Origin of the sequence: Gordonia sp. (in: high G+C Gram-positive bacteria), assembly GCF_047602025.1 — a bacterium.
In the GTDB taxonomy this organism is placed as follows: domain Bacteria; phylum Actinomycetota; class Actinomycetes; order Mycobacteriales; family Mycobacteriaceae; genus Gordonia.
This window is the reverse complement of the sequence record NZ_JASGII010000001.1, coordinates 1,122,047-1,148,761: the sequence shown is the minus strand read 5'-3', so window position 1 is coordinate 1,148,761 and position 26,715 is coordinate 1,122,047. Positions and strand designations below refer to the sequence as shown.

Genomic DNA, 26,715 nt, shown 5'->3' with positions numbered 1-26,715 from the left:
TCGCCATAGATTCAATCGTTCCGCCGCCCATTGTCCACGGGGTGGTGCGGATCGAGAAAGGTGCCCGTCAGAACGCGATGCTGCGCAGGGCCCGCGCTGCCACGGAAAGCGATTCGAAGCCGGGCTCGCCGGAGTCGCGGACCTGGGTGATCGTCTGGCGGACCCGCGCGAGGCGCGGCGCGTTGCGCAGCTCCCAGTCGGCGATCTGCGCGTCGGGCGTCTCGCCGGGGTCGGCCTGCGCGATCACCGTCTGGGTGAGGGTGCGCAGGACGCCGTGCAGGTCGTCGCGGATGGCCAGGCGGGCCTGCACCTGCCACCGGTCGTGGGCGACGAGGTGGGTGACCGCGGTCAACAGCTGCTCGACGGTGAGCCGCTCGCACAGCGTCCAGTACATCGTCCCGACCTCGTCGACGTCGCGGTCGGTGATCTCGGCGACGTCGATGATGTCCAGGAGGGCGTAGCTGTGCAGGCTCATGGCGACGCGCTCGGCGAGGTCGCGGTCCACACCGGCGGCGGTCAGCCCCGCGATCCGCTCGTCGACGTCGTGACGCGAGGCGGCACCGAGCCAGCCGTACATCCGGCCCCGCAGCTCCGCGACGCGGTCGCGATAGCGGATGACCTCGGCCGCCATGGCGAGGGGTTGCGGGCGCACCGAGAGGAACCAGCGCGATGCGCGGAACAGCAGTCGGCGCGAGTAGTAGAGCATGTCGTCGATGACGTCGGTGGCCACCGCCGCCGCCGCGACCCGTTCCCACAGCGGCAGGAGGTCGTAGACCTCGGCGACGACGACGAAGGCGCGCACCGCGTCGGTGCTGGTGACCCCGCTACCCTCGCCGAGCCGGAAGACGTGGGAGAGCCCGCCCTGGTCGACGACGTCGTTGACGACGCCGGTGGCGATGATCTCCCGGCGCAGCCGGTGCCCGGCGAGCTCGTCGGGGAATCGCTCGACGACCCGCGGCGGGAAGTAGTCCCGCAGGCGCGCAGTGAACAGGTCGTTCTCCGGCAGGTCGGACTCGAGGAGATCGGCCTTGAGTCCGAGCTTCACGTGCGCCATCAGCGTCGCGAGCTCCGGCGAGGTCAACGCGCGCGGCCGGCCGGCCGCCGCCGTCGACGCGTAGCGCTCCGCGAGCCGCGCCGACGTCGGCAGCCCTTCAAGGGCGAGGTCGACCTTGCGCCGGTCGGCCAGGTCGGCCAGCATCCGCTCGTGGGTGTCGACATAGCGCGCGGCGTGCGTGCGCTCGAAACCGAGCTCGTTGTTCTGCGCGACGTTGTCGGCCAGGACGGCCGCGGCGACGTCGTCGGTGAGCGACGCGAGTAGCGCCGGTCGGTCTCCTGGCGGCAGCGCGCCGGAGGCGATCGCCGCCTGCAGCAGGATTTTGAGGTTGACCTCGTGGTCGGAGCAGTCGACGCCGGCCGAGTTGTCGAGCGCGTCGGTGTTGATCGCGACGCCGTGCAGGTCGGCCTCGATGCGGCCCTGTTCGGTGACGCCGAGGTTGCCGCCCTCCCCGACGACGGTCGCCCGCAAGCGGTTGGCGTCGACGCGCACCCCGTCGTTGGCTTTGTCGCCGACGTCGGCGTTCGTCTGCGTCGACGCCTTGACGTAGGTGCCGATGCCGCCGTTCCACAGCAGGTCGGCCGGCGCCTGCAACATCGCCCGGATCAGCTCCGGCGGCGACATCTCCTCGACGTCGTCGTCGATCCCGAGCACCGCCCGGACCTGCGGGTTGAGCGGGATCGACTTGCGGTCACGGCGGTGGACGCCGCCGCCCGCGCTGATCTTCGACTCGTCGTAGTCCGCCCATGACGAGCGGGGCAGGCCGAACATCCGCCGGCGCTCGGCGAAGGACGCGGCCGCGTCGGGATCGGGGTCGAGGAAGATGTGCCGGTGATCGAACGCGCCGATCAGCCGGATGTGGTCGCTGCAGAGCATGCCGTTGCCGAAGACGTCGCCGCTCATGTCGCCGATGCCGACGACCGTGATGTCCTGCGTCTGCGGATCGATCCCGAGCTCGGCGAAGTGGCGGCGCACCGAGATCCACGCGCCCCGAGCGGTGATGCCCATCGCCTTGTGGTCGTAGCCGATCGACCCGCCCGAGGCGAAGGCGTCGCCGAGCCAGAATCCGTAGTCGGCGGCGACCGCGTTCGCCTCGTCGGAGAAGGAGGCGGTGCCCTTGTCCGCGGCGACGACGAGGTACGGGTCGTCGCCGTCGCGCCGCACGACCCCGGTGGGGGTGACGACGTCGCCGGTGGTCGCATCGACGTTGTCGGTGACGTCGAGCAGCGCGGCGATGAACTCGCGATAGCGCGCCACGACGGTGTCGCGGTCGGGGTCGCGCACGCCCTTGACGACGAAGCCGCCCTTCGCGCCGAGCGGCACGATGACCGCGTTCTTCACCGACTGCGCCTTCGCCAGCCCGAGGATCTCGGTGCGGTAGTCCTCGCGCCGGTCCGACCAGCGCAGCCCGCCGCGCGCGACGGTCCCGAAGCGCAGGTGGACTCCTTCGACGCGCGGCGAGTGCACGAACAGCTCGAACCTCGGCCTGGGCGCGGGCACCAGCGGGATCTGTTGCGGGGCAAGTTTGAACACCAGCGCGCGCGGGGCGGTCGTGCGGTGGTCGGTCACGTACGCGTTGGTGCGCAGCGTGGCGCGCAGGGCCGAGCGCAACGTCGACAGGACGCGGTCGGCGTCCAGGCTCAGCACCTCGGCGGCAGCGGCGTCCAGGCGCGTCGCAGCGGCCGCACGACGATCGTCGTCGACGAGGTCGGGGTCGAAGGTCGCCGCGAACAGGTCGAGCAGCGCCCTCGTCACCGACGGGTACTGCGCGAGGACGTCGGCGACGTACGCGCCGCGATAGGCGAAGCCGCATTGGCGCAGGTAGCGGTGATAGGCGCGCAGGATCGCGACCTCGCGCCAGGTCAATCCAGCGCCGAGGACGAGCTTGTTGAACGGATCGAGCTCGGCGTCGCCCCGCCACATCGCGGCGAAGGCGTCGATGAGCCGGCTGCCGCGGTCGGGGTCGTCGGCGTCGACAGGCGGGAGGACGACGGCGAAGTCGTAGGCCCAGCACACCACCCCGTCGGGCCGGTCGATCCGCAGCGCCTTCTCCTCGGAGACCCGCACGCCGAGACTGTCGAAGATGGGCAGGAGGTCGGTGAGGTCGGCCGAGTCGTCGCAGAGGTAGAGCACGACGGTGCGCGCGTCGGGCGCGGTGACCGCCACGTCGCCCGGCGCCATGGACTGCAGTTGGAGCAGGTCGTCGTAGGCGCGCGCCGGATCGCGCACCTCCTGGTAGACGGGCGACACCGACGCGGCGAACCCGAGCAGTGCCGCCGTCTGCTCGTCGCCCGCATCGGCGGGCAGCCGCGCGGCCAACTGCTCGTCCCAGGTCTCGATGAGTGCGGCGAGTCGTCGCTGCAGGTTCCGCTGCGCCGGCGCACCCGTGGTGTACGCGGCGGCTTCGACATCCCCGTCCACGTGCAACAGCACGTGCAGCAGCGCGTACGGGCCGTCGCCGACGTGCCCGGTGTACTCGACGCCGGAACCGCCGAGCTCGTCGGCGATCATCTCCTGCAGCCGCAGGCGGGTGGTCGTGTTGTAGCGCTCGCGCGGCAGGTAGACGAGGGCGGCCGCCGTCTGCGCGACGGCGTCGACCCGGACGAACGCGTGCAGCGCCGTCGCGGACGACGTGGTGAGCGCTTGCAGTCGTCGTTCGAGTTCATCGGTGGCGGTGGCGAACAGTTCGGCGAGCGGATAGGCCTGCAGGTCGGCCACCATCTCCGCGCCGACGAAGGACTCGAGGTCGACCTCGGCTCCGTCGAATACCGCGGCGACGGTGCGGCGCACGACGGGGATGTCGAAGACCGACTGGCTCAGCGCGGCGGTGTTCAGCAGGCCGACGAAACGCGCGCCACCGGGGAGGTCGAGGACGATGGGATAGTCGGTGCGCACCACACCCGTCGGGAGGTACGTGCGTGCGAGCCGGGCACGGTCGTCGAGATTCTGGGCACGCTCGGCGGAAAACTGGGCACGCCCAGCGGTTCGGCACAGCCCGCGCCGCACGTCGTCACCCGCTTCGCCCAGGGGTGTGAAGTTGCCGTCGGCGAGCCAGCGCAGCAGCGCCGCGTCCTCGGCGTCGGCGCAGTCGTCGGCGGCCCGGGTCAGCGCGTCGCGCATCGCCCGGTCGTCGGCGTGAATGGCGGCCACACCCGCCAGCGACTGTTCGAGCGCGGCGGCCAGCTCGTCGTCGGCCCCGGCGGTTTCGACACCGCTGCGGGCGCGCAGGCAGATCCACGACTCGTCGCCGACGCCGCTGCGCGGCCCGAGATCTACGAGGTCGCCGTCATCGTCGCGCCGGGCGGACACGACGGGATGGTCGACGGCCTCGACGCGCAATCCGGCGGCACCGACGGTGGCGAGCACCGCCTCGACGATCATCGGCATGTCGTCGGTGACGACGAGGACCCGGGTGTGCCCGGCGGTGCGCGTGACGCGGACGACGGGGGCGTCGTCGATGCGTCGCTGACCGGCGTCGAGGAGGTCGGTGAGCGCCGAGCCGTCGACCATCGCCCCGGCGGCCCGCAACTGCGAGCCGGCCTGCGAGGATTGCGCCCTCGACGTGGTCACACTGCCGATGCTAGTTGCCCGACAGCGGGAAAGCTGGTCGCCGCGCGCTCAGTCGCGGGTGAGCTTGCGGTGCGTGACGCGGTGCGGGCGGGCGGCCTCGGCGCCGAGGCGCTCGACCTTGTTCGCCTCGTAGGCCTCGAAGTTGCCCTCGAACCAGAACCACTTGCCCTCTTCGACGTTGCCCTCCCACGCGAGGATGTGGGTACAGGTGCGGTCGAGGAACCAGCGGTCGTGCGAGATGACCACGGCACAGCCGGGGAACTGCTCGAGCGCGTTCTCCAGCGACGACAGGGTCTCGACGTCGAGGTCGTTGGTCGGCTCGTCGAGCAGGATCAGGTTGCCGCCCTCTTTCAGGGTCAATGCGAGGTTCAGGCGGTTGCGCTCTCCGCCGGAGAGCACCTCCGACGGCTTCTGCTGGTCGGCGCCCTTGAAGCCGAAGGCGCTGACGTAGGCGCGCGACGGCATCTCGTTCTGGCCGACCTCGATGTAGTCGAGACCGTCGGAGACGACCTCCCACACCGACTTCTTCGGGTCGATGTTGGCGCGGTCCTGGTCGACGTAGGACAGCTTGACCGTCTCGCCGACCTTGACCGTGCCCGAGTCCGGCTCCTCGAGCCCGACGATGGTCTTGAACAGCGTCGTCTTGCCGACACCGTTGGGGCCGATGACGCCGACGATGCCGTTGCGCGGCAGCGTGAAGCTCAGGTCCTTGATCAGCACGCGGCCGTCGAAGCCCTTGTCGAGGTTGTCGACCTCGACGACGATGTCGCCCAGGCGCGGCGGCGTCGGGATCTGAATCTCCTCGAAGTCGAGCTTGCGCTGCTTCTCGGCCTCGGCCGCCATCTCCTCGTAGCGGGCCAGGCGCGCCTTGTTCTTGGTCTGCCGGGCCTTGGCGCCCGATCGGACCCACGCGAGCTCCTCCTTGAGGCGCTTCTGCAGCTTCTGGTCCTTCTTGCCCTGGACCTCCAGGCGCTCGGCCTTCTTCTCCAGGTAGGTCGAGTAGTTGCCCTCGTAGGGGTGCAGCTTGCCGCGGTCGACCTCGCAGATCCACTGCGCGACGTGGTCGAGGAAGTAGCGGTCGTGCGTCACGGCGAGCACGGCGCCCGGGTAGTTGGCCAGGAACTGCTCGAGCCACAGCACCGACTCGGCGTCGAGGTGGTTGGTGGGCTCGTCGAGCAGCAGCAGGTCGGGCTTGGACAACAGCAGCTTGCACAGCGCGACGCGGCGTCGCTCACCACCGGACAGGTGGGTGACCGGCGAGTCGCCGGGCGGGCAGCGCAGGGCGTCCATGGCCTGCTCGAGCTGGCTGTCGAGGTCCCACGCGTCGGCGGCGTCGAGGTCCTCCTGCAGCTTGCCCATCTCCTCCATCAGTTCGTCGGAGTAGTCGGTGGCCATGAGCTCGGCGACCTCGTTGTAGCGCTTGAGCTTCGTCATGACGTCGCCCATGCCCTCCTCGACGTTCTCCTTGACCGTCTTGTCCTCGTTGAGGGGCGGCTCCTGCAGCAGGATGCCGACGGTGGCGTCGGGGTCGAGGAAGGCCTCTCCGTTCGACGGCTGGTCCAGGCCCGCCATGATCTTGAGGATCGACGACTTGCCGGCGCCGTTGGGGCCCACGACGCCGATCTTGGCGCCCGGGTAGAACGACATGGTGACGTTGTCGAGGATGACCTTGTCACCGTGCGCCTTGCGCACGTTCTTCATGGTGTAAATGAACTCGGCCACGACGGGGCGCCTTTCAGCTGGGGGTTTGCGCGGATGCGGTTTCGGGTTCGCGCCGGCCGCGTGCCGCGACGGGGAACCCGCATGATCACCAATCGTATCGGCCGCGTCGGGAACTGCCACATCGGCCGTCGCAGGCTAGATTGCAGGGCATGGCGAAGGACACCGCAGCCCCGGCCCCGAAGCGCTCCCTGCTGCGTCGGATCGGCTCCGCCATCACGACGACGCTGCTGCTGGTGGCGTGCTTGCTCATCGCGGTGTTCGTCGCCGCGGAGTTGCTCAAACCGATGTGGTCGTTCGCAGGACTGCTGGTCCTGGGCGTCATCCTTGCCGTGATGCTGATCCTCACCGCGATCGGCATCATCAAACCGCGCACCTGGAAGCGGCTCGGCGTCGCCGCGCTACTCGTCCTGCTGGCCCTCGGCCTGGCGCTCCTCAAGGCCCCGCAGCGTGCCAGCTTCGCGTTCTCGCGCGGGGAGCTGACCACTTTGGCGCAGACGTGTGACCCGCAGCAGGCCGGGCGGTGGTACCGCACGGTGCGCGTCGACCGCGTCGAGAAGTTCCCCGACGGCGTCTGCGCGCTCTGGACCGGCGGCATCCTCGACGACTGGGGGTGGGTCTACAACCCGCAGGGCGCCACCCTGCCGCCAGACCTCCCGCACGCCACGCGGCACTCGGGCCCGTGGGGCCGGTTCAACCAGGCCGGCGACCGCGACTAACCGCGCGGCGGCCAGAGCGGCGGCGGGTTGGGGCCGCAGGGCTGGGTGGTGCAGTTGTCGCGCTTGTCATCGTCCTGGCGACGTCGACGTCGGCGCGGTGAATTCGGGAATCCGGGAAACCAGTACTCGTACGGGTCGGTTGCTCTCCGCATAGCGGACCTCGGTTGCGACCAGAATGTCTGTTGAATTGGACAACTCCCAGCGTACTGCGCTGTGACCAGGGCCTCAAGGGATGCGGCGCCGGTCTTGGGTCGTTGGTCCCGATCTGCTCCCGCCCGACCCGAAATAACTGACAACAGTTGTTCCCAGAATTACCCTCGGGATATGGCCGCACCGACCCGCTCGCCCGACGCCGACAGTCGTCGACGGTTCTCCATGCCGCTGGTCTACCGCTACCTCGGCGACCGCCGCTTCGCCTACACGCTGCCCCGCGCGCTGTCGTTGCAGATCCTTCAGCCGGCCAACGCCGCGAGCCTCGTGCAGCACGTCCACGGCGGGCTGTGGGCGCACAAGAGTCGGGCGGTGGGCCAGATGGTCTACATGGTCTACACCAACCGCGACCTCACGTCGGTCATCCGCACCGCGCACGCCCACGTCAAGGGCGTGGACTTCGAGCGGCGAGCGCTACCACTCGCTCAACCCCGAGCTGTTCTACTTCCAGCACGCGACCTACGTCGACACCCTCTTCCACTCGATCGACATCTTCCACGGCGGGCTCGACCGGGCCGACAAGGAAGAGCTCTACCGGCAGTGCTGCCTCTGGTACGACGAGAAGTACGACATCTCCGACCGCGCCCAGCCGACGACCTACGACGCCTTTGTCGACTACTTCGACGACTACCTCGCCACGAACCTCGCCATGACCCCCGACGCCGCGAAGCTGCGCAACGAGGTGCTGCACCCGCCGACCTGGTACCCCCGGAAGGTGCCGGCGCCCGCGATCCGCGCGATGCTGCACCCCCGCGCCGCGCAGCTCCTCGACGTCGAGGTGACCGCGGCCGACCGGAGCGCCCTCAAAGCGTTCGCCACGGCAGCGAACCTGCGCGCCGGCATGCGCCCGCACAGGTACCAGCTCATCCCGCCGGCTCGGCACGATCCCGACGAGTAGGCGTCAGAAGGCGGGCGCCTCCTCGCGAGCCGCCACGCCGTTGATCTCGTCGTCGACCTCGATCGCCTCGATCTCGCCGACCGCCTCCGTCGGGGCCGCATCCTCGACGGGCGCGGCCGAGTCCTGCTCGTCGACGTGCCCGTCCTCGTCCCGGCGCGGATAGCCGCAGAACTTCACGATGCAGCGACTCAGGTCCAGTCCGACCGCCTTGGCGTCCATCTCCAGCGACGAGCGCTTCTCGTCGCCGACCGTGTACTCGTTGGTGCGGACGGTGCCGCTGACGATGATCGGGTTGCCCTTCTGCACCGAGGCGGCCACCCCGGCGGCGAGCTTTCGCCAGCACGACACCCCGAGGTAGAGCACCTTGTCGTTGTTCCATTCGTTCTTCTCCGCGTCGAACTTGCGCGAGTTGCTCGCGACGCGGAACGAGACGACGTCGCCGCTGCCGGTCTTGCGCACGAGCGGGTCGGTGATGACGGTCCCGACGACGGTCAGGTGTGTTTCAAACATGGTGGCCTCCCCCAGCCGATTTCAGTGGTGCGTCCACCATCGCGCACGGGACCGACGGATCGGGCCCGCGACGGCGCCCGTCTGGGGATAACGACCGGGTTGTGGAGAACTAGTTGTCGCGGCCCAGCTGCGCGAGCATCTCGTTGTACTCGCGCAGCTCGGCATCGTCGTCGCGCTCGGCGTTGCGGTCGTAGCGCCGCGCGTCCTTGTCGTCCTCGCGGTTCCACTGGATGACCAGCGCGACCATCACCAGCGCGAGCGGAATCTCGCCGGCCGCCCAGGCGATGCCGCCGCCGACGCGTTGGTCGCTGGCGAGGTCGATCCGCCACGGGAGCATCAGGCTCTTGTAGTACGTCTCGGCGATGATCCCCGACGTCATCATCAGGGCGACGCCGAAGAAGGCGTGCAACGGGATCGTCGACCACACGACGCCCAGTTTGGCGATGGGTCGGAGCTTGTACGGAGCGTGGTCGACGCCGATCACGGTCCAGTAGAAGAGGTAGCCCGACAGCAGGAAGTGGACGTTCATCAGCAGGTGCGCCGCGTGGTACTTGACGATGACGTCGAACAGCCCGCCGAGGTAGAGGACGTAGAAGCTGCCGACGAACATGACGACGGTGACGGCGGGGTGGCCCAGCACCTTCGCGACCGGGCTGCTCACGCCGTACTGGATCCACTCGCGCGGGCCGGGCGGATTGCCGCGCCCGGCCACCGGCAGCGCGCGCAGCGCCAGCGTCACCGGGCCGCCGAGGACGAGCAGCACCGGCACCAGCATCGACAGCGTCATGTGGTTGATCATGTGGATCGAGAACATCGCCGGGGCGTAGCGGCCGAAGCCCGACGAGGTCGCGAGCAGCAGGATCGCACACCCGGCGACCCACGCGACGGTCCGCCCGATCGGCCACTCGTCACCCCGCTTGCGCAGGCGGTACACGCCGCGCAGATAGACGACGCCGAGGACGATCGCCGCAGTGCCGAAGATGAGGTCGAAACGCCAGTCGAACAACAACCGGGCCAGCGTCGGCGGGCCGTCGAGACGGTAGCCGAGGGTCTCCTCCATCGGCGTGATCTTCGGGTTGATCGATCCCGCGGGCGGCGGAGTCTTCGACAGGGCCACGGCGATGCCGTAGGTCACGGCGAAGACGATCAGTTCGACGATGCCGAAGCGGACGAAGAGAGAGCGCGGTGGGTCCGGTTCGGTTTCCAGCGACACGATCGTCTGCCGCCGGTGCCACGCACCCAGGGCGCCCAGAATGAGCAGCGCCATGACCTTCGCGACGACGATCCGACCGTAAGCACTGGAGAACAAGTCGCCGAAGCCGACGCGCACCGCCGCGTTGATGACGCCCGACACCGCCACGACGAGGATCAGCCAGAACGCGGCGCGCGAGAACCGTCGCACGGCGAGGACCCGCCACTTGCCGGCCGCGAGCGCATAGGTGACGACGGCGAACAGGCCGCCGAGCCAGGCGACCGCCGCGACGATGTGCAGGATCAGGCTGTTGGCGGCGAGGTCGTGGTTGCCGCCGGCGGCCGAGTGTCCGGCCAGGGCCAGCGGCATGAGCGATGCGATGCCGAAGCCCAGCGCGCCGAAGGTGTACCCCCAGTGCATGCCGAAGCGCGCGAACAGCATTGCCAGTAGCGCGAACGCCGCGGTGACGGTCCAGGTGCGGGCGTCGGCGACCGAGCCGTAGCCCTTCCAGAATTCGCCCGAGGAGAACAGGGCGGCCACCGACTTGCCGGATTGGTCCGACACCGACAGCCCGATCATCGCGACCGCGCACACCACCCACACCGCGAAGAGCCGTCCGGCCCAGCGCATCGCGCGGTACCCGCCGATGTCGAGGACCCGGTCGGCCTGCGGCGGCACGAAGAAGGCGGCGAACAGGGCCGATCCGACGGCCAGGGACACCGCCACGTACCCGATCGCGGTGACCGCCGGAACGCCGAACGTCGTGAGGGCGCCCGGATCGGAAAGACCGAGGAGGTCGCGCGCATTGGGCGCCGACGGCGCGAACACCGCGACGGCCGTTCCCCCGGCGATCGCCGCGAGGACCGCGCCGAGGACGCGGACGGCAGCACTGCGGTCGTCCATCTCGTCCCGGGCTGTCATGCCCCCCAGCGTAATGAGCGCGGGAAAGGCGCTTCGCGCTGGATATACTCGCTGCGACCCTCGGGTCCGGCCTCCGTAGCTCAGTTGGATAGAGCAGCAGCCTTCTAATCTGCGGGTCGCAGGTTCGATTCCTGCCGGGGGCACCGAGACTTCGCGGATCTGTTGCAGTTCAGACCGGTTACCGAACCAAAACGCAATCGAAGCTCTCCCCTGGAACCACCGCGCCCGATTCTGCGTCCTAGACGTATGGATCTGAACGAGTTCCTGGCCCGCCACGACGGCGTGATCACCAGACGGCAAGCAGTCGAGCACGGGCTCTCGCAATCGGCGATCACCCGACGGATCGGCTCGGGACAATGGCATCCGGTCGCACGGGGCGTGTACCTCGCGGCAGGACACCCTCGGGGCGACGCGGCCCAGGCTCGACTCGCCGTGCACTCCGTCGGCCCCGGCGCCGTGCTCGGCGGTGCCGCTGCTGCGTGGTGGCTCGGCCTCCTCGACGAAGCACCGCGTCGACACCTCGTGCTCACAGCTCACAACGGTGAGCATCGGCGAACGACATCGACGACCAGGGTCGTCCACCGCACCCTCGCCCCGTCCGACACGACGATCTATCGCGGACTGGCTCTCACCAAACCGGAATTGACCGTGCTCGACGCATCCCTCGAGGTCGGCATAGGCATCCTCGACCGCGCACTCCTGCGGCGCTCGGTCACCCTTCCCGCACTGGTCGCGGCGAACGGCCGCTATCCGGGGCGGCCCGGGATCGCACGTGTTAACAAATACCTCGCCCTCCTCGGCAGCGGCGCACGGTCGGAAATGGAGCGGCGCGCGGTGCACCTCTTCCGGCGATCGGGCGTGACCGGCTGGATAGCCAACTTCCGCGCAGCCGGATACACCATCGACTTCGCCTTCCCCGACGCGATGCTCGCCGTCGAGTTCGACGGCTTCGCCTTCCACCGCGACGCGGCAACTTTCCAGCGCGACCGCACACGGCGCAACGCGTTGATCGCGGCAGGGTGGACGGTCCTCAACTTCACCTGGGGCGATGTGGTGGATCGACCAGACCAGATCGTCGGCCAGATCCGCAGCGCACTGAGGGTTGCGGCCTGATCTCGCTTGCAGTTGTGTCCGGTTACCGAACCGAACCGCAAGGAATTCCTCTCACAACCCCACCTGTCGCCGTGTGCGTTTATCCACACAGACGCGAAACAGAACTGGCAAGGTCGCGCAACACGCGGTTCCTACCTTGGTGCTCATCAGCCATCGAGCACAGGAGGATCCAGTGGCAGCCGCCCCCGCACCCCAGACCGTGGTCGTCGTCGGCCACGGCATGGTGGGCCACCGTTTCGTCGAGGCGCTGCGCACCCGTGACGCCGACAACCACTGGCGCATCGTCATCCTCGGCGAAGAGGCCGACGCCGCCTACGACCGCGTCGGCCTGAGCTCGTACGTCGGCGCATGGGATCGTGCGCAACTCGCGCTGGCGGGCAACGAGTACGCCGACGACCCGCAGGTCGACCTGCGCCTGGGCACCGCCGTCACCGCCATCGACCGCGACGCCAAGACGGTCACCCTCGCCGACGGCGCGTCCCTCGACTACGACGCCCTGGTGCTGGCCACCGGCTCCTACGCCTTCGTGCCGCCGGTGCCCGGCCACGACGCGGACAACTGCCACGTCTACCGCACCCTCGACGACCTGGACGCCATCCGGGCCGACGCCGACGCCGCGCTGGCCCAGAACCCCGACGCGGTCGGCATCGTGGTCGGCGGCGGCCTGCTCGGTCTGGAGGCGGCCAACGCGCTGCGTCAACTGGGCCTGCGCCCGCACGTCGTCGAATACAACCCCCGCCTCATGCCGGCCCAGGTCGACGAGGCGGGCGGGGAACATCTTGCCCGCATGGTGGGCGAGCTCGGGATCGACGTGACGCTGGGGGTCGGCACGTCGAACATCGAGACGGCCGCCGGCGGCGGACTGCGAGTGACGCTCGGCGAGGACACCGTCGTCGACGCCGCGCTACTCGTGTTCGCCGCCGGTGTCCGGCCGCGCGACGAGCTGGGCCGCGACGCCGGCCTGGACATCGCCAAGCGCGGCGGCATCGTCACCGACCTCGGCTGCGCCACCTCCGACCCGTCGATCTTTGCCATCGGCGAGGTCGCCGCGATCGAGGGCACCTGCTACGGCCTCGTCGGACCGGGCTACGCGACCGCCGAGGTGGTCGCCGACCGACTCCTCTCCGGCGACGCCCGATTCCCCGGCGCCGACCTATCGACGAAGCTCAAACTCCTCGGTGTCGACGTCGCCAGCTTCGGCGACGCTCACGGCACGACCGACGGCGCGCTCAACGTCGTGGTCAGCGACCCCATCAACGGCACCTACGCCAAGCTCGTCCTCTCCGACGACGCGCAGACCCTCCTCGGCGGCATCCTCGTCGGCGACGCCAGCGCGTACGGCCTGCTGCGACCGCTCGTCGGCCAAACCCTGCCCGGCGACCCGGTCAGCCTGATCTCCCCCGCCACCGACGGCGCGTCCGCGATCGGGGTCGGCGCGCTCGGCGACGACGCCCAGATCTGTTCCTGCAACGACGTCAGCAAGGGCACGCTCTGCTCGGCCATCACCGACGGCGCCTGCACGGTCGCGGACCTGAAGAAGCGCACCGGCGCCGGCACCGCCTGCGGCTCCTGCGTCCCGCTGCTGTCCCAGGTCCTCGCCGACTCCGGCGTCGAGCAGAGCAGCGCGTTGTGCGAGCACTTCGACACCTCGCGCGCCGAGCTGTTCGAACTGGTCCAGGCCAGCGGCATCCGCACCTTCTCCGGGCTGATCGAGCGCTTCGGCAGCGGCACCGGCTGCGACATCTGCAAGCCGACCGTCGCGTCGATCCTCGCGTCGACCAGCTCGGACCACATCCTCGACGGCGAGCAGGCGTCGCTGCAGGACAGCAACGACCACTTCCTCGCCAACATCCAGCGCAACGGCACCTACTCGGTCGTGCCGCGCGTCCCCGGCGGCGACATCACGCCGGAGCAACTCATCCTGATCGGCGAGATCGCCCGCGACTTCGGCCTCTACACCAAGGTGACCGGCGGCCAACGCATCGACATGTTCGGCGCGACCGTCGACCAGCTGCCCGAGATCTGGCGCCGACTCGTCGACGGCGGCATGGAGTCGGGGCAGGCGTACGGCAAGTCGTTGCGCACGGTGAAGAGCTGCGTCGGGTCGGACTGGTGCCGCTACGGCCAGCAGGACTCGGTCCAGCTCGCCATCGACCTCGAGCTGCGCTACCGCGGCCTGCGGTCGCCGCACAAGATCAAGATGGGCGTCTCCGGCTGTGCCCGCGAGTGTGCCGAGGCGCGCGGCAAGGACGTCGGCGTCATCGCCACCGACAAGGGCTGGAACCTCTACGTCGGCGGCAACGGCGGCATGACCCCGCGCCACGCGCAGCTGCTCGCCGGCGACCTCGACACCGACACGCTGGTCCGCTACGTCGACCGCTTCCTCGTGTACTACATCCGCACCGCCGACCGCCTCCAGCGCACCGCCGCCTGGATCGAGGAGATCGACGGCGGACTGGACCGCATCCGGGAGGTCGTCGTCGACGACGCGCTGGGCCTGGCCGCCGACTTCGAGGCCGACATGGCCCGCCACGTCGACGGCTACGAGTGCGAGTGGAAGGGCGTCCTCGACGATCCGGACAAGCTCTCGCGCTTCGTGTCCTTCGTCAACGCTCCCGACACCCCGGATCCGACGGTCAGCTTCGGCGAGCGGGGCGGCCGCAAGGTGCCGGTCCTGCTCGGCACTCCCCCGATGCCCGCCACCGAGAAGGAGAGCGCCCGATGAGCCTGAACTTCGACCTGCACCGCTGGACCCGCGACTGGACCGCGGCCTGCCCGCTCGCTCGCCTGGAGCCGTTGCGCGGCGTGGCGGTGCTCCTGCCCGACGACGCCCAGGTGGCCCTGTTCCGCCTGGCCGACGACAGCATCCGGGCCATCGGCAACATCGATCCGATCGGCCGCGCCGCGGTGATGTCGCGCGGCATCGTCGGCGACCGCGGCGGCTTCCCCATCGTCCAGTCGCCCCTGAAGAAGCAGGCGTTCAGCCTGATCGACGGCCGCTGCCTCGACGTCGACGGCGTCCGCATCCCGGTGTACGACACCCGCATCGGCCTCGACGGAACCGTCTTCGTCGCCAACTCGCCCGAGGTCCGCTTCGGCTACCGGCCCGACGGCTTCACCCGATCGCCGCGGAGCGCGTGATGACCACGCTGCTCGTCGCCCACGGCACCCGCAACACCCACGGCGTCGCGATGATCGGCGACCTGGCCCACGCCATGTCCCGCCGGCTCGACGACGAGGTCCGCGTCGGGTTCGTCGACGTCCTCGGCCCCGATCCCGCCGCCGCCCTCGACGGCATCGGCGGCACCGACACCGTGCGCGTCGTGCCCGCCTTCCTGGCCAGCGGCTATCACGTGCGCACCGACCTCCCCGACTACCTGGACCGGGCGCCGCGCCGCACGGTAGTGAGCGAAGCGCTCGGTCCGGATCCGGCGCTGGCCGAGGCGATGACCGCCCGGCTGGTCGCCGCGGGCGCGCGGCCCGGCGATGCGGTGGTGCTCGCCGCGGCCGGGTCGCGCGACCGCCAAGCGCAGGCCGACGTCGCGGCGATGGGCCGGCTGCTGTCCGCGCGGCTGGGCGCTCCGGTGGAGATCGGCTTCGTCCTGCCCGCGGCCGACGGCTCGGGTCATCCGCCGGTGTCCGAGGTCGTTGGCAGGGTCCGGAACCAGCGCCCGGGTGCCCGCGTCGCCGTCGCGTCCTACCTGCTGGCCGACGGACTGTTCGCGCGCCGCCTGCATGACACCGGTGCCGATGTCGTCGCGGACCCGCTGGGCCTGCACCCGGCGGTCGTCGACCTGGCGTGCCGTCGGGCCGAGTCGGCCCGCACCGTCCTGGCCGCGTAGCCGGAAGTACCCGAGGATCGGCGCGTCAGTCGACGGCGAGCCGGTAGCCGCGCTTGACCACCGTCGCGATGAGTTCGCGGGGCCCGAGTGCCGAGCGGAGCCGTCCGATGGCCACCTCCACAGCGTGGGCGTCAGCACCGGCCACCGGCAGCACGCGCAGCAGGTCGCCGCGGGTCACCACCTCCCCGGGCCGGGTGGCCAGCGCGTGCATCAGGGCCAGGCCCGACGGCGACACGTCGCGGACCTCGCCGTCGACGACGACGTCGCCGGCCCGCACCCCGACCCGGTGTCCCGCGATGGACAGCTCGGGGCGGCGGCGGGGCAGATCGTCGCCGATCAACCGGGCCAGCGCACCGAGCCGCATGCGTTCGGGGGCGATGCTGGGCACCCCGGCGCTGTCGAGCGGCCCGGCGGTCACCGGTCCGACGCAGTAGCAGATGACCGGTCCGCGCAGGGCGTCTACGAGGTCGCCGTGACTGCCGAGCTCCTTGGCCCGCTCGAGCATCGCGGCGACGGCGGGCGCCGACGTGAGGGCGACCGCGTCGACGCGTGCCGCCGCGATCTCGGCGAGCAGGGCGTCGAACCTGGCCTGATCCGCCGGCCCGGTCCACCGGTAGACGGGCACCCCGATGACCGTCGCACCGCGGCGGCGGAGTTCGGCGAGGAAGCCGGGGTTCGGGTCCCAGTCTTCGGTGGCGCCGTGGAGTTGGACCGCGACACGCTGGCCGGTCAGGTCCTTGGGCAGGTGCTCGAGGACTTCGACGGTCGACTCCGATTCCGGCGACCACTCCTCGCGCAACCCGGCCGCGCGCAACGCGCCGGTGGCCTTCGGGCCGCGGGAGATCACCCGCGTCTTGCCCAACTGCTCCATCAACGCCGGGGCGAGACCCCACTCGTCGGCCGCCTCGACCCACCCGCGGAAGCCGATGCCGGTCGTGGCGATGAGCAGGTCGGGGGCGGTGGCGAGGACGTCGTCGGTGGCCGCGCGCAGTGCGACGTCGTCGGCCAGCGGGATGATCGACATCGCCGGTGCGCTCAGCGTCTGCGCCCCGCGGCGCTGGAGCAGCATCGCGAATTCGTCGGCACGGCGGGCAGCGGTGATCGCGACGGTGAAACCGGTCAAACCGGTCCCTTGCGTCGTCGATGCGGTCATGGCTCCACTCTCCCGAGGCGGTGTTGCGCACTGCGACCCCTAGGGGTGTCCCCACGGTAACCAATACCTCTCACCGGCGCCTACCTCGGTGTGAGACCCGCGGTCGGGACTTTGGTCCGGCATCGGCGGCCGTCGGGCGCCACTAGGTTGGGAGGTACGACGTCGCGTAGGAGGTAGTGGTAGATGAGTACGTTCGGTGCCGGTCAGGCGCTGTTGGCCGTGTTGGTCTGGTTGGGCATGGTGATCGCCATCTCCTTCATCGAGGCGCCGCTGAAGTTCACCGCTCCGGGCGTCACCCTGGCGATCGGTCTGGGCATCGGCCGCAAGGTGTTCCGCGCGCTCAACAGCGTCGAGGGCGTCTTGGGCGTTGTGGCCGTCGTCGGCCTGGTGCAGATGGCCCGCTCCGACGTCGCCTACCCCGCCGCCATCACCGTTGCGGTCGCCGTGGCGATCGCGTGCCTGGTGGCCCAGGTCGTCGGCGTGCGACCGGCCCTGACGCGGCGCTCCAACGAGGTCCTCGCCGGCGACGGCACCAAGGCCGAGGACAAGCGCAGCACGGCGCACTATTACTACGTCGGGTTCGAGGTCGTGAAGGTCGTCGCGCTGATCGTCGCGGGGGTCATGCTCCTCGTCCACGGCTGACCGGGGCTAGCCGCCTCGGACGCGGGTGAGGATTGCCTCGAGCGGGCCGGGCAGCGCCAGGAACAGCAACGGCCAACTCCCGAGCGAGGGAAACAGCAGCGTGACGAGCAGTGCCGCTGCCAATGCGGCGATGGTGCCGATGCCCGCCCAGCCGGCCAGACTGTGGCGCACCTGCTCGTCGTCGACGACCAGATCCGGGTCGCGGACGCCCTGCCGCGAAATGCCGATCAGCGAGCCGATGGCGATGCCCAGCACGACGATGTAGGCGGCGTCGGCCCAGTGCACATGCTCGTTGGAGATCAACGCGGTGGCGAGCGGCAGCAGCACGATCGCCAGCAGGAAGACGAAGTGCAGGTTGAGCATGGTGGCGTTGTAGCCGCGGAAGTTCTCCATGATCTGGTGGTGGTTGCGCCACAGGATCCAGATCACCGCGAAACTGATGAAGAAGCCCACCAGCGCGGCGCTGTTGGTGCTGATCACCTCGCCGAGCGACTTCTGTCCGCGCAGCTCGGCCGCGAGATCGGCGAGCGGCAGGACCAGCAGGGTCATCGCGATGGCGACGACCGCGTCGGTGAAGGCCACGAGGCGCTTGAGTCCGTCTTCGGTGCGCAGCGGCGCAGGGTGCGGCATGCGAAAAGCGTAGGGCGCACGGCGCCGGCGTGCTTGGTAGATTCGCGTTATGTCCCTCCCGGCCCGCCGATGACCATGCGGATGGCGGCGTGGGAGCCCGCCGAGGCGACCACCCCCGATCCCGACCCGCACGGCCGGGCCGCCGACCTCGCCCGCTTCCTCGACGGCCGCCGTACCCTCGCGCTGACCGGAGCCGGGCTCTCGACGCCGTCGGGCATCCCCGACTACCGCAGTCCCGGCTCTCCCCCGCGGACCCCGATGACGATCCAGATGTTCCTGTCGTCGCCGGAGTTCCGCCGCCACTACTGGGCGCGCAACCACCTCGGGTGGCGGCACATGGACGCCGCGCGGCCCAACGCCGCCCACCGGGCGCTCGCCGAGCTGGAACACCGTGGCGTCGTGTCCGGCGTCATCACCCAGAACGTCGACATGCTGCACATCAAGGCCGGGTCGCGCAGCGTGCTCGACCTGCACGGCTCGTACGGCCGGGTGATCTGCCTCGACTGCGGCCACCGGGTGTCCCGCCATGCCCTCGACGAGGCGCTCGTCGCCGCCAACCCCGGCTTCCGCGACCGGGTCGCCGGGCGGGGCGCCATCGAGGTCGCGCCCGACGCCGACGTCGTCCTGGACGACACCGCCTCCTTCGTGACGGTCGACTGCCCGTCGTGCGGCGGGACGCTCAAGCCCGACATCGTCTACTTCGGCGAGAGCGTCGCGAAGGATGTCGTCGAGCGGGCCTACGCCATGGTCGACGACGCGGACGCCGTGCTGGTCGCGGGCAGTTCCCTGACGGTCATGTCGGGCCTGCGGTTCGTCCGGCACGCCGCCAAGACCGGAAAGTCGATCGCGATCGTGAACCGTGGCGCAACGCGCGGCGACGACCTCGCCGAGCTCAAGATCGACCACCGCTGCGAGGAGATCCTGCCCGCGGCGGCAGCCACTATGCACACTGTTGCATAGCAACTAGGTGCACTGCTACCGTGCACGTATGGCGTTGGAACACGCGATCATGGTCTCCCTGGCCGAGCGGCCGGGCACCGGCTACGAGATCGCGCAGCAATTCGATCGGTCGATCGGACACTTCTGGTCGGCCACGCACCAGCAGGTGTACCGCACGCTGAAGAAGCTGCACGCCGACGGCTTCGTCGACTTCGAACCGGTCGTGCAGGACGGCCGTCCGGACAAGAAGGTGTACCAACTCTCCGACGCCGGGCGCGAGGCCCTGGCCAAATGGGTCTCGACGCCCACCCCCATCACTCCCCTGCGCAACGAACTCGGCGTCAAGATCCGCGGCGCTGAACACGGCGACCTCGCCTCGATCATCCTCGAGCTCGAGCAGTACCGGGCCAGCAACGAACAGCTCCTCGAGTTCTACCGCGACTCGGCCGCCCAGGACTTCCCCGACCCCGACTCCCTCACCGGCCGCAAGCTCCACCAGTATTTGGTGCTCCGCGGCGGCATCCGTGCCGCCACCAGCGTCGTCGAGTGGTGCGACGAGGTCATCGCCGGCCTGACCGTCGAGCTCCGCTCCACCAGTCCGCAACCCAGCCCCTGACAGCCCCACTCCATCAGCCCCCAAGAAAACAAAGGACACACCGTGGCTTCTCCTACGATTCCGGTCGCCCCCAACCCGCACTACCCGCGCCTGTTCGAGCCGCTCACCATCAACGGCATGACGATGCCCAACCGCATCGTCATGGGCTCGATGCACACCGGTCTCGAAGACCGCGCGTGGGACACCGACAAGCTCGCCGCCTACTACGCCGAACGCGCCCGCGGCGGCGTCGGCCTGATCATCACCGGCGGTTTCGCCACATCGCGCACCGGCCAGCTCGCCCCGCTGGCCGGCAAGCTCACCAACGTCGCCGACGTCCGTCGGCACCGCAACTTCACCAAGGCCGTGCACGCCGAGGGCGGTCGCATCGCGATCCAGCTCATCCACGCCGGCCGCTACGGCTACACCCCGTTCAAGGTCGCCGCGGGCTCCGAGCCGTCGCCGATCCACCCGTTCAAGCACCTCAAGATGACCGAGCAGATCATCTGGCACGTGATCCGGTCGTTCGGCCAGTCCGCCAAGCTCGCCCACAAGGCCGGTTACGACGCCCTGGAGCTGATGGGCGGCGAAGGCTACCTGATCAACCAGTTCCTGTGCCCGCACACCAACGACCGCACGGACAAGTGGGGCGGATCGACGGAGAACCGTCAGCGCTTCCTCGTCGAGGTCATCAAGGAGGTCCGCAAGAACGTGCCCGCCGACTTCCCGATCATCCTCCGGCAGTCAATCGCCGACTTCGTGAAGAACGGCCAGACCTGGGACGAGATCGCGCTGATGGCCCGCAAGGCGCAAGAACTCGGCGTCGACGCCATCAACACCGACATCGGCTGGCACGAGGCCGGCGTGCCGACGATCGTCACGTCGGTCCCCCGCGGCGCCTTCGTGAAGTTCACCGAGCGGCTGCGCGACGAGGTGTCGATCCCGCTGATCGCATCAAACCGCATCAACACCCCCGAGTTCGCCGAGGAAGTCCTCGAGCGCGGCCGCGTCGACGCCGTGTCGATGGCCCGCCCGCTGCTGGCCGACCCGGACTTCGCCAACAAGGCCAAGGAAGGGCGCGCCGACGAGATCAACACCTGCATCGGCTGCAACCAGGCCTGCCTGGACCACGCCTTCGTCGGCAAGAAGGTGTCCTGCCTGCTGAACCCGCGCGCCGGCCGGGAGACGACGCTGACGCTCGGCGAGACCCGTCGCGCCCGCCACGTCGCCGTCATCGGCGCCGGTCCCGCCGGTCTCGCGGCCGCTGTCTCGGCGGCCCAGCGCGGTCACCGCGTCGAACTCTTCGAGGGCGGCGACGACATCGGCGGCCAGTTCTCCATCGCGGCCCGCATCCCGGGCAAGGAGGAGTTCAACGAGACGATCCGCTACTTCCGGCGCCAGCTCGAGATCAACAACGTCACCGTCCACCTGGGCAAGAAGGTGACCGCCGACGAGATCCTCGACGGCAGCGCCAGCGCCGCCACGGGCGACAAGGCGGCGTTCGACGATGTCATCATCGCGACCGGCGTGACCCCCCGCATCCCGAACATCCCCGGCATCGAGCACCCGATGGTCATGTCCTACGCCGACGCCGTGCTCGGCCACCGCGAGATCGGCAAGCGCGTCGCCGTCATCGGCGCCGGCGGCATCGGCTTCGACGTCTCGGAGTTCCTGACCGTCGACGAGTCCCCCACGCTCAACCTCAAGGAGTGGGAGCAGGAGTGGGGCGTCTCCGAGGACCTCGACGTCCCCGGCTTCATCACCAAGCCGCGCCCGCTGCCCCCGGTCCGGCAGGTCTACATGGTCCAGCGCAAGCCGGGCCGCCAGGGCAAGACGCTGGGCAAGACCACCGGCTGGGTGCACCGCGCGAGCGTGAAGATGAAGCACGTCGAGCAGATCTCCGGCGCCAGCTACGACCTGATCGACGACGAGGGCCTGCACATCACCGTGCACGACAAGGACGGCAACGAGACCGGCAAGCGGGTGCTCGAAGTCGACAACATCGTCGTGTGCGCGGGCCAGGAATCGGTGCGCGAGCTGGTCGACCCGCTGACGGTCGCCGGGATCACCACCCACGTCATCGGCGGCGCCGACCTCGCCTCCGAGCTCGACGCCAAGCGGGCCATCCGCCAGGGCACCGAGGTCGCCGCGGGCCTGCCCTGATCGCGGCGTGAGCCCCCACTAGGATCGGGGCCATGGGTATTCCACAGCCATCGCCGCAGGCGCGCGCGGTCGTCACCGGCGCGTCGTCGGGCATCGGCATGGCCCTGGCGCGCGAGCTGGCCGCCCGCGGCCACGGGTTGATCATCGTCGCCCGCCGTGGGGAGATCCTCGAGGAGCTGTCGGCGGAGTTGCGCGCGAAACACGACGTGCCGGTCGAGGTGCGGCCCGTCGACCTGTCGGACCCGACGGCGACGACCGTCCTGTGCGCGGAGCTGGCCGGTCGCGAGATCTCGATCCTGGCCAACAATGCCGGCATCGCGACGTTCGGCGCGCTGGCCTCCCTCGACCCCGAGTACGAGCGCGCCCAGGTGCGTCTCAACGTCAACGCGGTGCAGGACCTGACGCTCGCGGTGCTGCCGCAGATGGTCGAGCGCGGCGCCGGCGGCATCCTGATGGTCGGGTCGGCGGCCGGCAACATGGCGATCCCGAACAACGCGACGTACGCCGCGACGAAGGCCTTCGTCAACACGTTCAGCGAGTCGCTGCGCGGGGAGGTGTCGAAGCAGGGCGTGCACGTCACGCTGCTCGCACCCGGCCCGGTGCGCGACGAGACGCCGACGGCCGGCGAGGCCACCAACGTCGACGACAGCGTGCCCGACTTCCTGTGGCACGACACCGACAAGGTCGCCCGGATGAGCCTGAACGCGTTGGCGCGCAACAAGATGCGCGTCGTGCCCGGCGTGCTGTCGAAGGCGATGTCGGTGGCCGGCGGGTACTCCCCGCGCAAGATCAGCGCGCCGATCGTCGGCAGCTTCTACCGCAAGCTCGGCGAATAGGGAGAAACCGTGCAGGACAAGCTCGTGTGGATCGACTGTGAGATGACCGGTCTGGACACCACCAATGACAAGCTCATCGAGATCGCGGCGCTGGTCACCGACGGCGACCTCAACATCCTCGGCGAGGGCGTCGACATCGTGATCCACGCCGACGACGAGGCGCTGGCGGGTATGCCCGACGTCGTCACCAAGATGCACGCCGACTCCGGGCTGACCGAGGAGGTCCGCGCGTCGACGGTGACCCTTGCGGAAGCCGAGCAGCAGGTGCTCGACTACATCCGCAAGCACATCACCTCCTCCGGCCAGGCTCCGCTCGCGGGCAACTCTATCGCCACCGACCGGGCGTTCATCGCCCGCGACATGCCGACGCTCAACGCGTACCTGCACTACCGGATGGTCGACGTCAGCTCGATCAAGGAACTGTGCCGGCGCTGGTTCCCGAAGATCTATTTCGGCCAGCCGCCGAAGGGGATGTCGCACCGCGCGCTCGCCGACATCCGCGAATCCATCCAGGAGCTGCGGTACTACCGGGCGGCCGCTTTCGTCCCCGAGCCGGGCCCCGATACCGACGAGATCACTGCCATCGTCGACGGCCTGTGACGGCGACAACCCGGCTCCGCGACGGCTGGACACGCCTCATAGCAATCGATTGGTTTTCCCCAAGGTCGACCCGCTAGAGTAAGACCCTGGTTCTGGCCGATGGCGATCCCGTCGACCAGTACCGATGGTGGCTGTAGTTCAGCTGGTAGAGCACCAGGTTGTGATCCTGGAAGTCGCGGGTTCGAGCCCCGTCAGCCACCCCGAGTACACGGCGCCCGATCTGCCTCGCAGGTCGGGCGCCGTTTTTGCGTCGGGTCAGGCGGCGAGAGCGGCCGCGACGACGTCGACCACGGCGGCTTCCTCGGTCTTTGACGCAGGGGGCCACAGCAGCAGGTCCAGCACCGACCGCACGGCCACCGAGGCCTTCGCCGTGTCGCTGGCCTGGCCGAGCAATTGGCCGGCGATGGCCAGCACCGTGGGCGAACCGACCACCGACGCGGCCGTACCGGCGACATGTCGCGGGTCCAGGAACTGCCGGGCGATGCCGTCCGACCGGACGCGGTCGAGCGCCATGCCCATCACCGCGGCGATCCGGTCCTTGCCGTCGAGCCCCTCGGCGGCGGCGGCGACCGTCGCCACCATCTCCGACGCCCGCCGGCTCAGCACCGCTTCGACGATCGCGTTCTTCCCGCCGACATGCCGGTACACCGTCGCCCGCGAACAGTGCGCGCGCCGAGCGAGCTCGTTGATGTCCATCCCGTCGACGCCGCGCGCGGCCATGAGGTCCGACGCCAGCGCATAGAGCCGCTCGCGCGCTTGGTCCTCGCGGTTGTCGCCGACGAGCCAGTCTTTCGCCATGGGGCAATCATGCGAGCACTGACACCGATTTGTCTCACAATGCGACAGATTCACTGTCCGTCTCACCGCGGATCCGCAGGTCTCACCGGTGCGGTGAGACACCCGACGCGTGCCCGCCCCCGTACCGGATGTCAACTTCCGTCGTTGGCGAGCAGGACGCGCGAGGATCGCCGACGCTGGTCGCATGAAACTCAAGGACCTCGACTGGAAGTCCATCTGGCTGGTGTTCGTGGTCTGCGTCTCGGTGAGCATGGTCGTCGCCGCCATGGCGGCGCTCAACACCGCGCTGCCGTCGATCTCCAAGGACGCGCAGATCAAACCGAACGTCTCGGAGCTGACCTGGATCATCGACGGCTACACCCTCGTCCTTGCCGCGCTCCTGCTGCCGGCGGGGGCGATCGGCGACCGCCTGGGGCGGCGCGGGGTGATGATCGCCGGTCTGGTCGGATTCGGGGTGGCCTCGCTACTCGGCGTCTATGCCGACACCGCCGTGCAGTTGATCGCCACGCGGGCCCTCGCCGGTGCCGCGGCGGCGTTCATCATGCCGACGACCCTGTCGCTGATCACCTCGAACCTGCCCGAGCGCCAACGCCCCCTCGCGATCAGCGTGTGGGCGGCCGTCTCGTCCAGCGGCGCCATCGGTGGCTTCTTCGTCAGCGGCTACCTGCTCAAGTACTTCCACTGGCACTCGATCCTGCTCACGTTCGCCGTCGCCGCCGCAGTGACCGCCGTCCTCTGCCTGAGCGTCGGCACGTCGAAAGACCCCTCCCCCGACCCGTTCGACTGGATCGGCTCGGCGGCGTCGATCGCCGCGATACTCGCGTTCGTCTTCGGTCTGCTCGAGGCGCCCCAGCGCGGGTGGGACGACGCCCTGGTGATCGGATCGCTGGTCGCCGGCGTCGTGCTCGCCGTCGCGTTCTGCCTCATCGAGGTGCGCAGCCGGTACCCGCTGCTCGACGTCACGCTGTTCACCAATCGGGCCTTCGGCGCCGGTTCCCTGTCGGTGACGCTGCAGTTCTTCGCCGCGTTCGCCGCCTTCTTCCTGATCATCCAGCAGCTGCAGTTCATCTTCGACTACACGCCGCTGGCCGCCGCCGTCGCCATGTTCCCCATGCTCATCGCCTCGGGCCTCTTCTCCCTCCTGGGCAATTGGGTGGCGGTGCGCTTCCACTCACTGCGCTTCGTCGTCGCCGCGGGCGTGTTCCTCGCCGGGCTCGGCATCCTGCTCATCGGCCTGGTCGACTACCACGACTACTGGGTGCTCGCGATCTTCATGGCGATCGCGGCGACCGGTATCGGCCTCGCGGCAGCACCGTCGACGACGGCCATCATGCAGAACACCCCGCTCGACGACCAGGGCGTCGGCTCGGCCGTCAATGACACCGCCCGTGAACTCGGCGCGGCCATCGGCGTCGCACTGGCCGGCTCTATCCTCGCGGCCGGCTACAAGAGCCGCATCGCGGCGACCGCCGACACCGCCCAGCACGCGCTGGCCAACCCGGCGCTCGGCGGCAACCCGGAGAAGGCCGCACAGGCCGCCGACGCCATCCGGCGCAACATCGGCGGGGCCACCGAGGTCGTCGGGCCGTTGCTCGACGAGAAGGCACCGCCACCGGCCCGACAGCTCGGCACCCAGATCCTCGACGGCGCGCAGGCCGCCTTCAACCAGCCGCTGCACACCGCGAGCCTGATCCTCGGCGCCATCCTGATCGCCGCGTCGCTGTTCCTGGTGTGGTTCGCGCCCCGACGCATGGTCGAGGAGGCCGACGCCCCTGCGTAGGCTGCGGGGTGTGGAGATCGACGGACGCCGGGTGCTGATCACCGGGGCCTCAAGCGGCATCGGGCGGGCGCTCGCCCTCGAGTTGGCCGGACGCGGCGCCCGGCTGGTCATCGCGGCGCGCAGCGTCGACAAACTCGACGAGGTCGCGGCGGTGACCGGCGCCGAGGTGCACCCCGTCGACCTGTCGGTGCGCGGCGCGGCCGCCGAGCTCGCGACGCGGGTCGGGCCGGTCGACATCCTGGTCAACAACGCCGGCGCCGGTTTGGCCGCACCGGTCACCGTCGTCGGCGACGACGAGGCGGCGCGGGCGGCGTTCGAACTGAACTACTGGAGCCCGGTCGCGCTGATGACAGCGCTGCGCCCGCCGATGATCGTCAACGTCACCTCGCTCGCACCGGTGACGCCGTGGCCGCTGTCCGGCGGGTACGCCGCCGCGAAGGCCGCACTGTCGGTCGCGACCGAGACCGCCCGGATGGAACTGCCCGGGACGCACGTCGTCGAGGTCATCCCCGGCCCCGTCGACACCCCCGTGCAGGCGGAGGTGCGGCTTATCCCCGGCAGCGCGCAGGTCCTCGACAAGTTGCCGACGGGCAGTGCGCCGAAGCTGGCCCGGCGGATCGCCACCGCGATCGAGCGCGAGCGCACGCGCGTCGTGTTCCCCCGGCTCTACTACCCCGCCCTGGCCTTCCCAACCGTCGGCCGACGGATCCTGCGCCTGCTGGCCCGCAACGTCGAGACCGACGACACCGTGTTCCGCACCGGATCGCAGGGCGATGCCGCCTCGCGCGCGGCGCGGGAGGCCTGGCGGCCGCGCAAGCCCTGACCGTCGGG

At 69.9% G+C, this 26,715-nt stretch carries 21 protein-coding genes and 2 tRNA genes; 16 read left to right on the top strand and 7 right to left on the bottom strand.

Annotation, left to right across the window (positions count from 1 at the left end):
• Positions 1-67: 67 nt before the first annotated feature.
• Both QM728_RS05680 and ettA read right to left on the bottom strand, forming a co-directional pair.
• Positions 68-4,624 carry an NAD-glutamate dehydrogenase gene (locus QM728_RS05680; protein WP_415031068.1) on the bottom strand — a complete coding sequence of 1,519 codons (4,557 nt, stop codon included), beginning with the start codon at positions 4,622-4,624 and terminating at the stop codon, positions 68-70.
• Between the two features lie 48 nt (positions 4,625-4,672).
• The gene (ettA, locus tag QM728_RS05675; RefSeq protein WP_415031067.1) at positions 4,673-6,346 is read right to left on the bottom strand and encodes an energy-dependent translational throttle protein EttA; all 1,674 of its coding nucleotides are present in this window, start codon (positions 6,344-6,346) and stop codon (positions 4,673-4,675) included.
• Between the two features lie 149 nt (positions 6,347-6,495).
• Between ettA and QM728_RS05670 the strand changes: the two genes are divergently transcribed.
• Together QM728_RS05670 and QM728_RS05665 are read left to right on the top strand one after the other, a co-directional pair.
• A complete protein-coding gene (locus QM728_RS05670) occupies positions 6,496-7,062 on the top strand; it encodes a hypothetical protein (RefSeq protein WP_415031066.1) in 567 nt (188 codons plus the stop codon).
• Between the two features lie 289 nt (positions 7,063-7,351).
• Entirely contained in the window at positions 7,352-8,170 is an 819-nt protein-coding gene (locus QM728_RS05665) for an oxygenase MpaB family protein (protein WP_415032840.1), read from the top strand.
• 3 nt (positions 8,171-8,173) lie between these two features.
• Here QM728_RS05665 and QM728_RS05660 read toward each other — a convergent pair whose 3' ends face one another.
• Positions 8,174-8,680 (bottom strand): single-stranded DNA-binding protein, encoded by a 507-nt coding sequence (locus tag QM728_RS05660; RefSeq protein WP_415031065.1) that lies wholly within the window; start codon positions 8,678-8,680, stop codon positions 8,174-8,176.
• A 109-nt stretch (positions 8,681-8,789) separates the two neighbouring features.
• Positions 8,790-10,793: a cytochrome c oxidase assembly protein gene (locus tag QM728_RS05655; protein ID WP_415031064.1), complete on the bottom strand. Its 2,004-nt coding sequence runs from the start codon at positions 10,791-10,793 to the stop codon at positions 8,790-8,792.
• Positions 10,794-10,862: 69 nt separating this feature from the next.
• Here QM728_RS05655 and QM728_RS05650 point away from each other — a divergent pair.
• The 5 genes from QM728_RS05650 (at position 10,863) to QM728_RS05630 (ending at position 15,748) form a co-directional block, all read left to right on the top strand.
• Positions 10,863-10,936 (top strand) — tRNA-Arg (locus QM728_RS05650).
• Between the two features lie 103 nt (positions 10,937-11,039).
• Complete coding sequence (locus tag QM728_RS05645; RefSeq protein WP_415031063.1) at positions 11,040-11,906, top strand: type IV toxin-antitoxin system AbiEi family antitoxin domain-containing protein; 867 nt, start codon at positions 11,040-11,042, stop codon at positions 11,904-11,906.
• 172 nt (positions 11,907-12,078) lie between these two features.
• Positions 12,079-14,631 (top strand): nitrite reductase large subunit NirB, encoded by a 2,553-nt coding sequence (gene nirB, locus QM728_RS05640; RefSeq protein ID WP_415031062.1) that lies wholly within the window; start codon positions 12,079-12,081, stop codon positions 14,629-14,631.
• Positions 14,628-15,047 carry a nitrite reductase small subunit NirD gene (gene nirD / locus QM728_RS05635; protein WP_415031061.1) on the top strand — a complete coding sequence of 140 codons (420 nt, stop codon included), beginning with the start codon at positions 14,628-14,630 and terminating at the stop codon, positions 15,045-15,047. The genes nirB and nirD overlap by 4 nt, the downstream gene beginning before the upstream one ends.
• On the top strand, positions 15,047-15,748 hold the full coding sequence (locus QM728_RS05630; RefSeq protein WP_415031060.1) for a sirohydrochlorin chelatase: 702 nt from the start codon (positions 15,047-15,049) through the stop codon (positions 15,746-15,748). The genes nirD and QM728_RS05630 overlap by 1 nt, the downstream gene beginning before the upstream one ends.
• 25 nt (positions 15,749-15,773) lie before the next feature.
• On the opposite strand, the gene QM728_RS05625 is transcribed toward QM728_RS05630, so the two are convergent.
• On the bottom strand, positions 15,774-16,901 hold the full coding sequence (locus QM728_RS05625; protein WP_415031059.1) for a uroporphyrinogen-III synthase: 1,128 nt from the start codon (positions 16,899-16,901) through the stop codon (positions 15,774-15,776).
• A 183-nt stretch (positions 16,902-17,084) separates the two neighbouring features.
• Between QM728_RS05625 and QM728_RS05620 the strand changes: the two genes are divergently transcribed.
• On the top strand, positions 17,085-17,543 hold the full coding sequence (locus QM728_RS05620; RefSeq protein ID WP_415031058.1) for a hypothetical protein: 459 nt from the start codon (positions 17,085-17,087) through the stop codon (positions 17,541-17,543).
• A 6-nt stretch (positions 17,544-17,549) separates the two neighbouring features.
• On the opposite strand, the gene QM728_RS05615 is transcribed toward QM728_RS05620, so the two are convergent.
• Positions 17,550-18,173 (bottom strand): TMEM175 family protein, encoded by a 624-nt coding sequence (locus QM728_RS05615; protein WP_415031057.1) that lies wholly within the window; start codon positions 18,171-18,173, stop codon positions 17,550-17,552.
• Positions 18,174-18,242: 69 nt separating this feature from the next.
• Between QM728_RS05615 and QM728_RS05610 the strand changes: the two genes are divergently transcribed.
• The 6 genes from QM728_RS05610 (at position 18,243) to QM728_RS05585 (ending at position 23,506) form a co-directional block, all read left to right on the top strand.
• Complete coding sequence (locus QM728_RS05610) at positions 18,243-19,133, top strand: Sir2 family NAD-dependent protein deacetylase (RefSeq protein ID WP_415031056.1); 891 nt, start codon at positions 18,243-18,245, stop codon at positions 19,131-19,133.
• Between the two features lie 28 nt (positions 19,134-19,161).
• On the top strand, positions 19,162-19,728 hold the full coding sequence (locus QM728_RS05605) for a PadR family transcriptional regulator (protein WP_415031055.1): 567 nt from the start codon (positions 19,162-19,164) through the stop codon (positions 19,726-19,728).
• A gap of 42 nt (positions 19,729-19,770) precedes the next feature.
• The gene (locus QM728_RS05600) at positions 19,771-21,870 is read left to right on the top strand and encodes an FAD-dependent oxidoreductase (protein ID WP_415031054.1); all 2,100 of its coding nucleotides are present in this window, start codon (positions 19,771-19,773) and stop codon (positions 21,868-21,870) included.
• A gap of 32 nt (positions 21,871-21,902) precedes the next feature.
• Positions 21,903-22,706 (top strand): mycolate reductase, encoded by an 804-nt coding sequence (cmrA, locus tag QM728_RS05595; protein ID WP_415031053.1) that lies wholly within the window; start codon positions 21,903-21,905, stop codon positions 22,704-22,706.
• A gap of 9 nt (positions 22,707-22,715) precedes the next feature.
• Positions 22,716-23,306, top strand: coding sequence for an oligoribonuclease (orn, locus tag QM728_RS05590; protein WP_415031052.1), 591 nt, complete (start codon positions 22,716-22,718; stop codon positions 23,304-23,306).
• Between the two features lie 127 nt (positions 23,307-23,433).
• Positions 23,434-23,506, top strand: a tRNA-His gene (locus tag QM728_RS05585).
• A 55-nt stretch (positions 23,507-23,561) separates the two neighbouring features.
• On the opposite strand, the gene QM728_RS05580 is transcribed toward QM728_RS05585, so the two are convergent.
• Positions 23,562-24,104 (bottom strand): TetR/AcrR family transcriptional regulator, encoded by a 543-nt coding sequence (locus tag QM728_RS05580; protein ID WP_415031051.1) that lies wholly within the window; start codon positions 24,102-24,104, stop codon positions 23,562-23,564.
• Between the two features lie 184 nt (positions 24,105-24,288).
• Between QM728_RS05580 and QM728_RS05575 the strand changes: the two genes are divergently transcribed.
• Positions 24,289-25,884 carry an MFS transporter gene (locus QM728_RS05575; protein WP_415031050.1) on the top strand — a complete coding sequence of 532 codons (1,596 nt, stop codon included), beginning with the start codon at positions 24,289-24,291 and terminating at the stop codon, positions 25,882-25,884.
• Positions 25,885-25,894: 10 nt separating this feature from the next.
• A complete protein-coding gene (locus QM728_RS05570) occupies positions 25,895-26,707 on the top strand; it encodes an SDR family NAD(P)-dependent oxidoreductase (RefSeq protein ID WP_415031049.1) in 813 nt (270 codons plus the stop codon).
• Positions 26,708-26,715: the final 8 nt, after the last annotated feature.

Bases quoted from the DNA above. Each gene is read 5' to 3' on its own strand.
- QM728_RS05655 (WP_415031064.1), bottom strand. From the start codon at position 10,793: ATGACAGCCCGGGACGAGATGGACGACCGCAGTGCTGCCGTCCGCGTC.
- cmrA (WP_415031053.1), top strand. From the start codon at position 21,903: ATGGGTATTCCACAGCCATCGCCGCAGGCGCGCGCGGTCGTCACCGGC.
- QM728_RS05645 (WP_415031063.1), top strand. From the start codon at position 11,040: ATGGATCTGAACGAGTTCCTGGCCCGCCACGACGGCGTGATCACCAGA.
- QM728_RS05605 (WP_415031055.1), top strand. From the start codon at position 19,162: ATGGCGTTGGAACACGCGATCATGGTCTCCCTGGCCGAGCGGCCGGGC.
- QM728_RS05615 (WP_415031057.1), bottom strand. From the start codon at position 18,173: ATGCCGCACCCTGCGCCGCTGCGCACCGAAGACGGACTCAAGCGCCTC.
- QM728_RS05625 (WP_415031059.1), bottom strand. From the start codon at position 16,901: ATGACCGCATCGACGACGCAAGGGACCGGTTTGACCGGTTTCACCGTC.
- QM728_RS05620 (WP_415031058.1), top strand. From the start codon at position 17,085: ATGAGTACGTTCGGTGCCGGTCAGGCGCTGTTGGCCGTGTTGGTCTGG.
- QM728_RS05610 (WP_415031056.1), top strand. From the start codon at position 18,243: ATGACCATGCGGATGGCGGCGTGGGAGCCCGCCGAGGCGACCACCCCC.
- QM728_RS05630 (WP_415031060.1), top strand. From the start codon at position 15,047: ATGACCACGCTGCTCGTCGCCCACGGCACCCGCAACACCCACGGCGTC.
- QM728_RS05660 (WP_415031065.1), bottom strand. From the start codon at position 8,680: ATGTTTGAAACACACCTGACCGTCGTCGGGACCGTCATCACCGACCCG.
- QM728_RS05670 (WP_415031066.1), top strand. From the start codon at position 6,496: ATGGCGAAGGACACCGCAGCCCCGGCCCCGAAGCGCTCCCTGCTGCGT.
- nirD (WP_415031061.1), top strand. From the start codon at position 14,628: ATGAGCCTGAACTTCGACCTGCACCGCTGGACCCGCGACTGGACCGCG.
- QM728_RS05575 (WP_415031050.1), top strand. From the start codon at position 24,289: ATGAAACTCAAGGACCTCGACTGGAAGTCCATCTGGCTGGTGTTCGTG.
- QM728_RS05580 (WP_415031051.1), bottom strand. From the start codon at position 24,104: ATGGCGAAAGACTGGCTCGTCGGCGACAACCGCGAGGACCAAGCGCGC.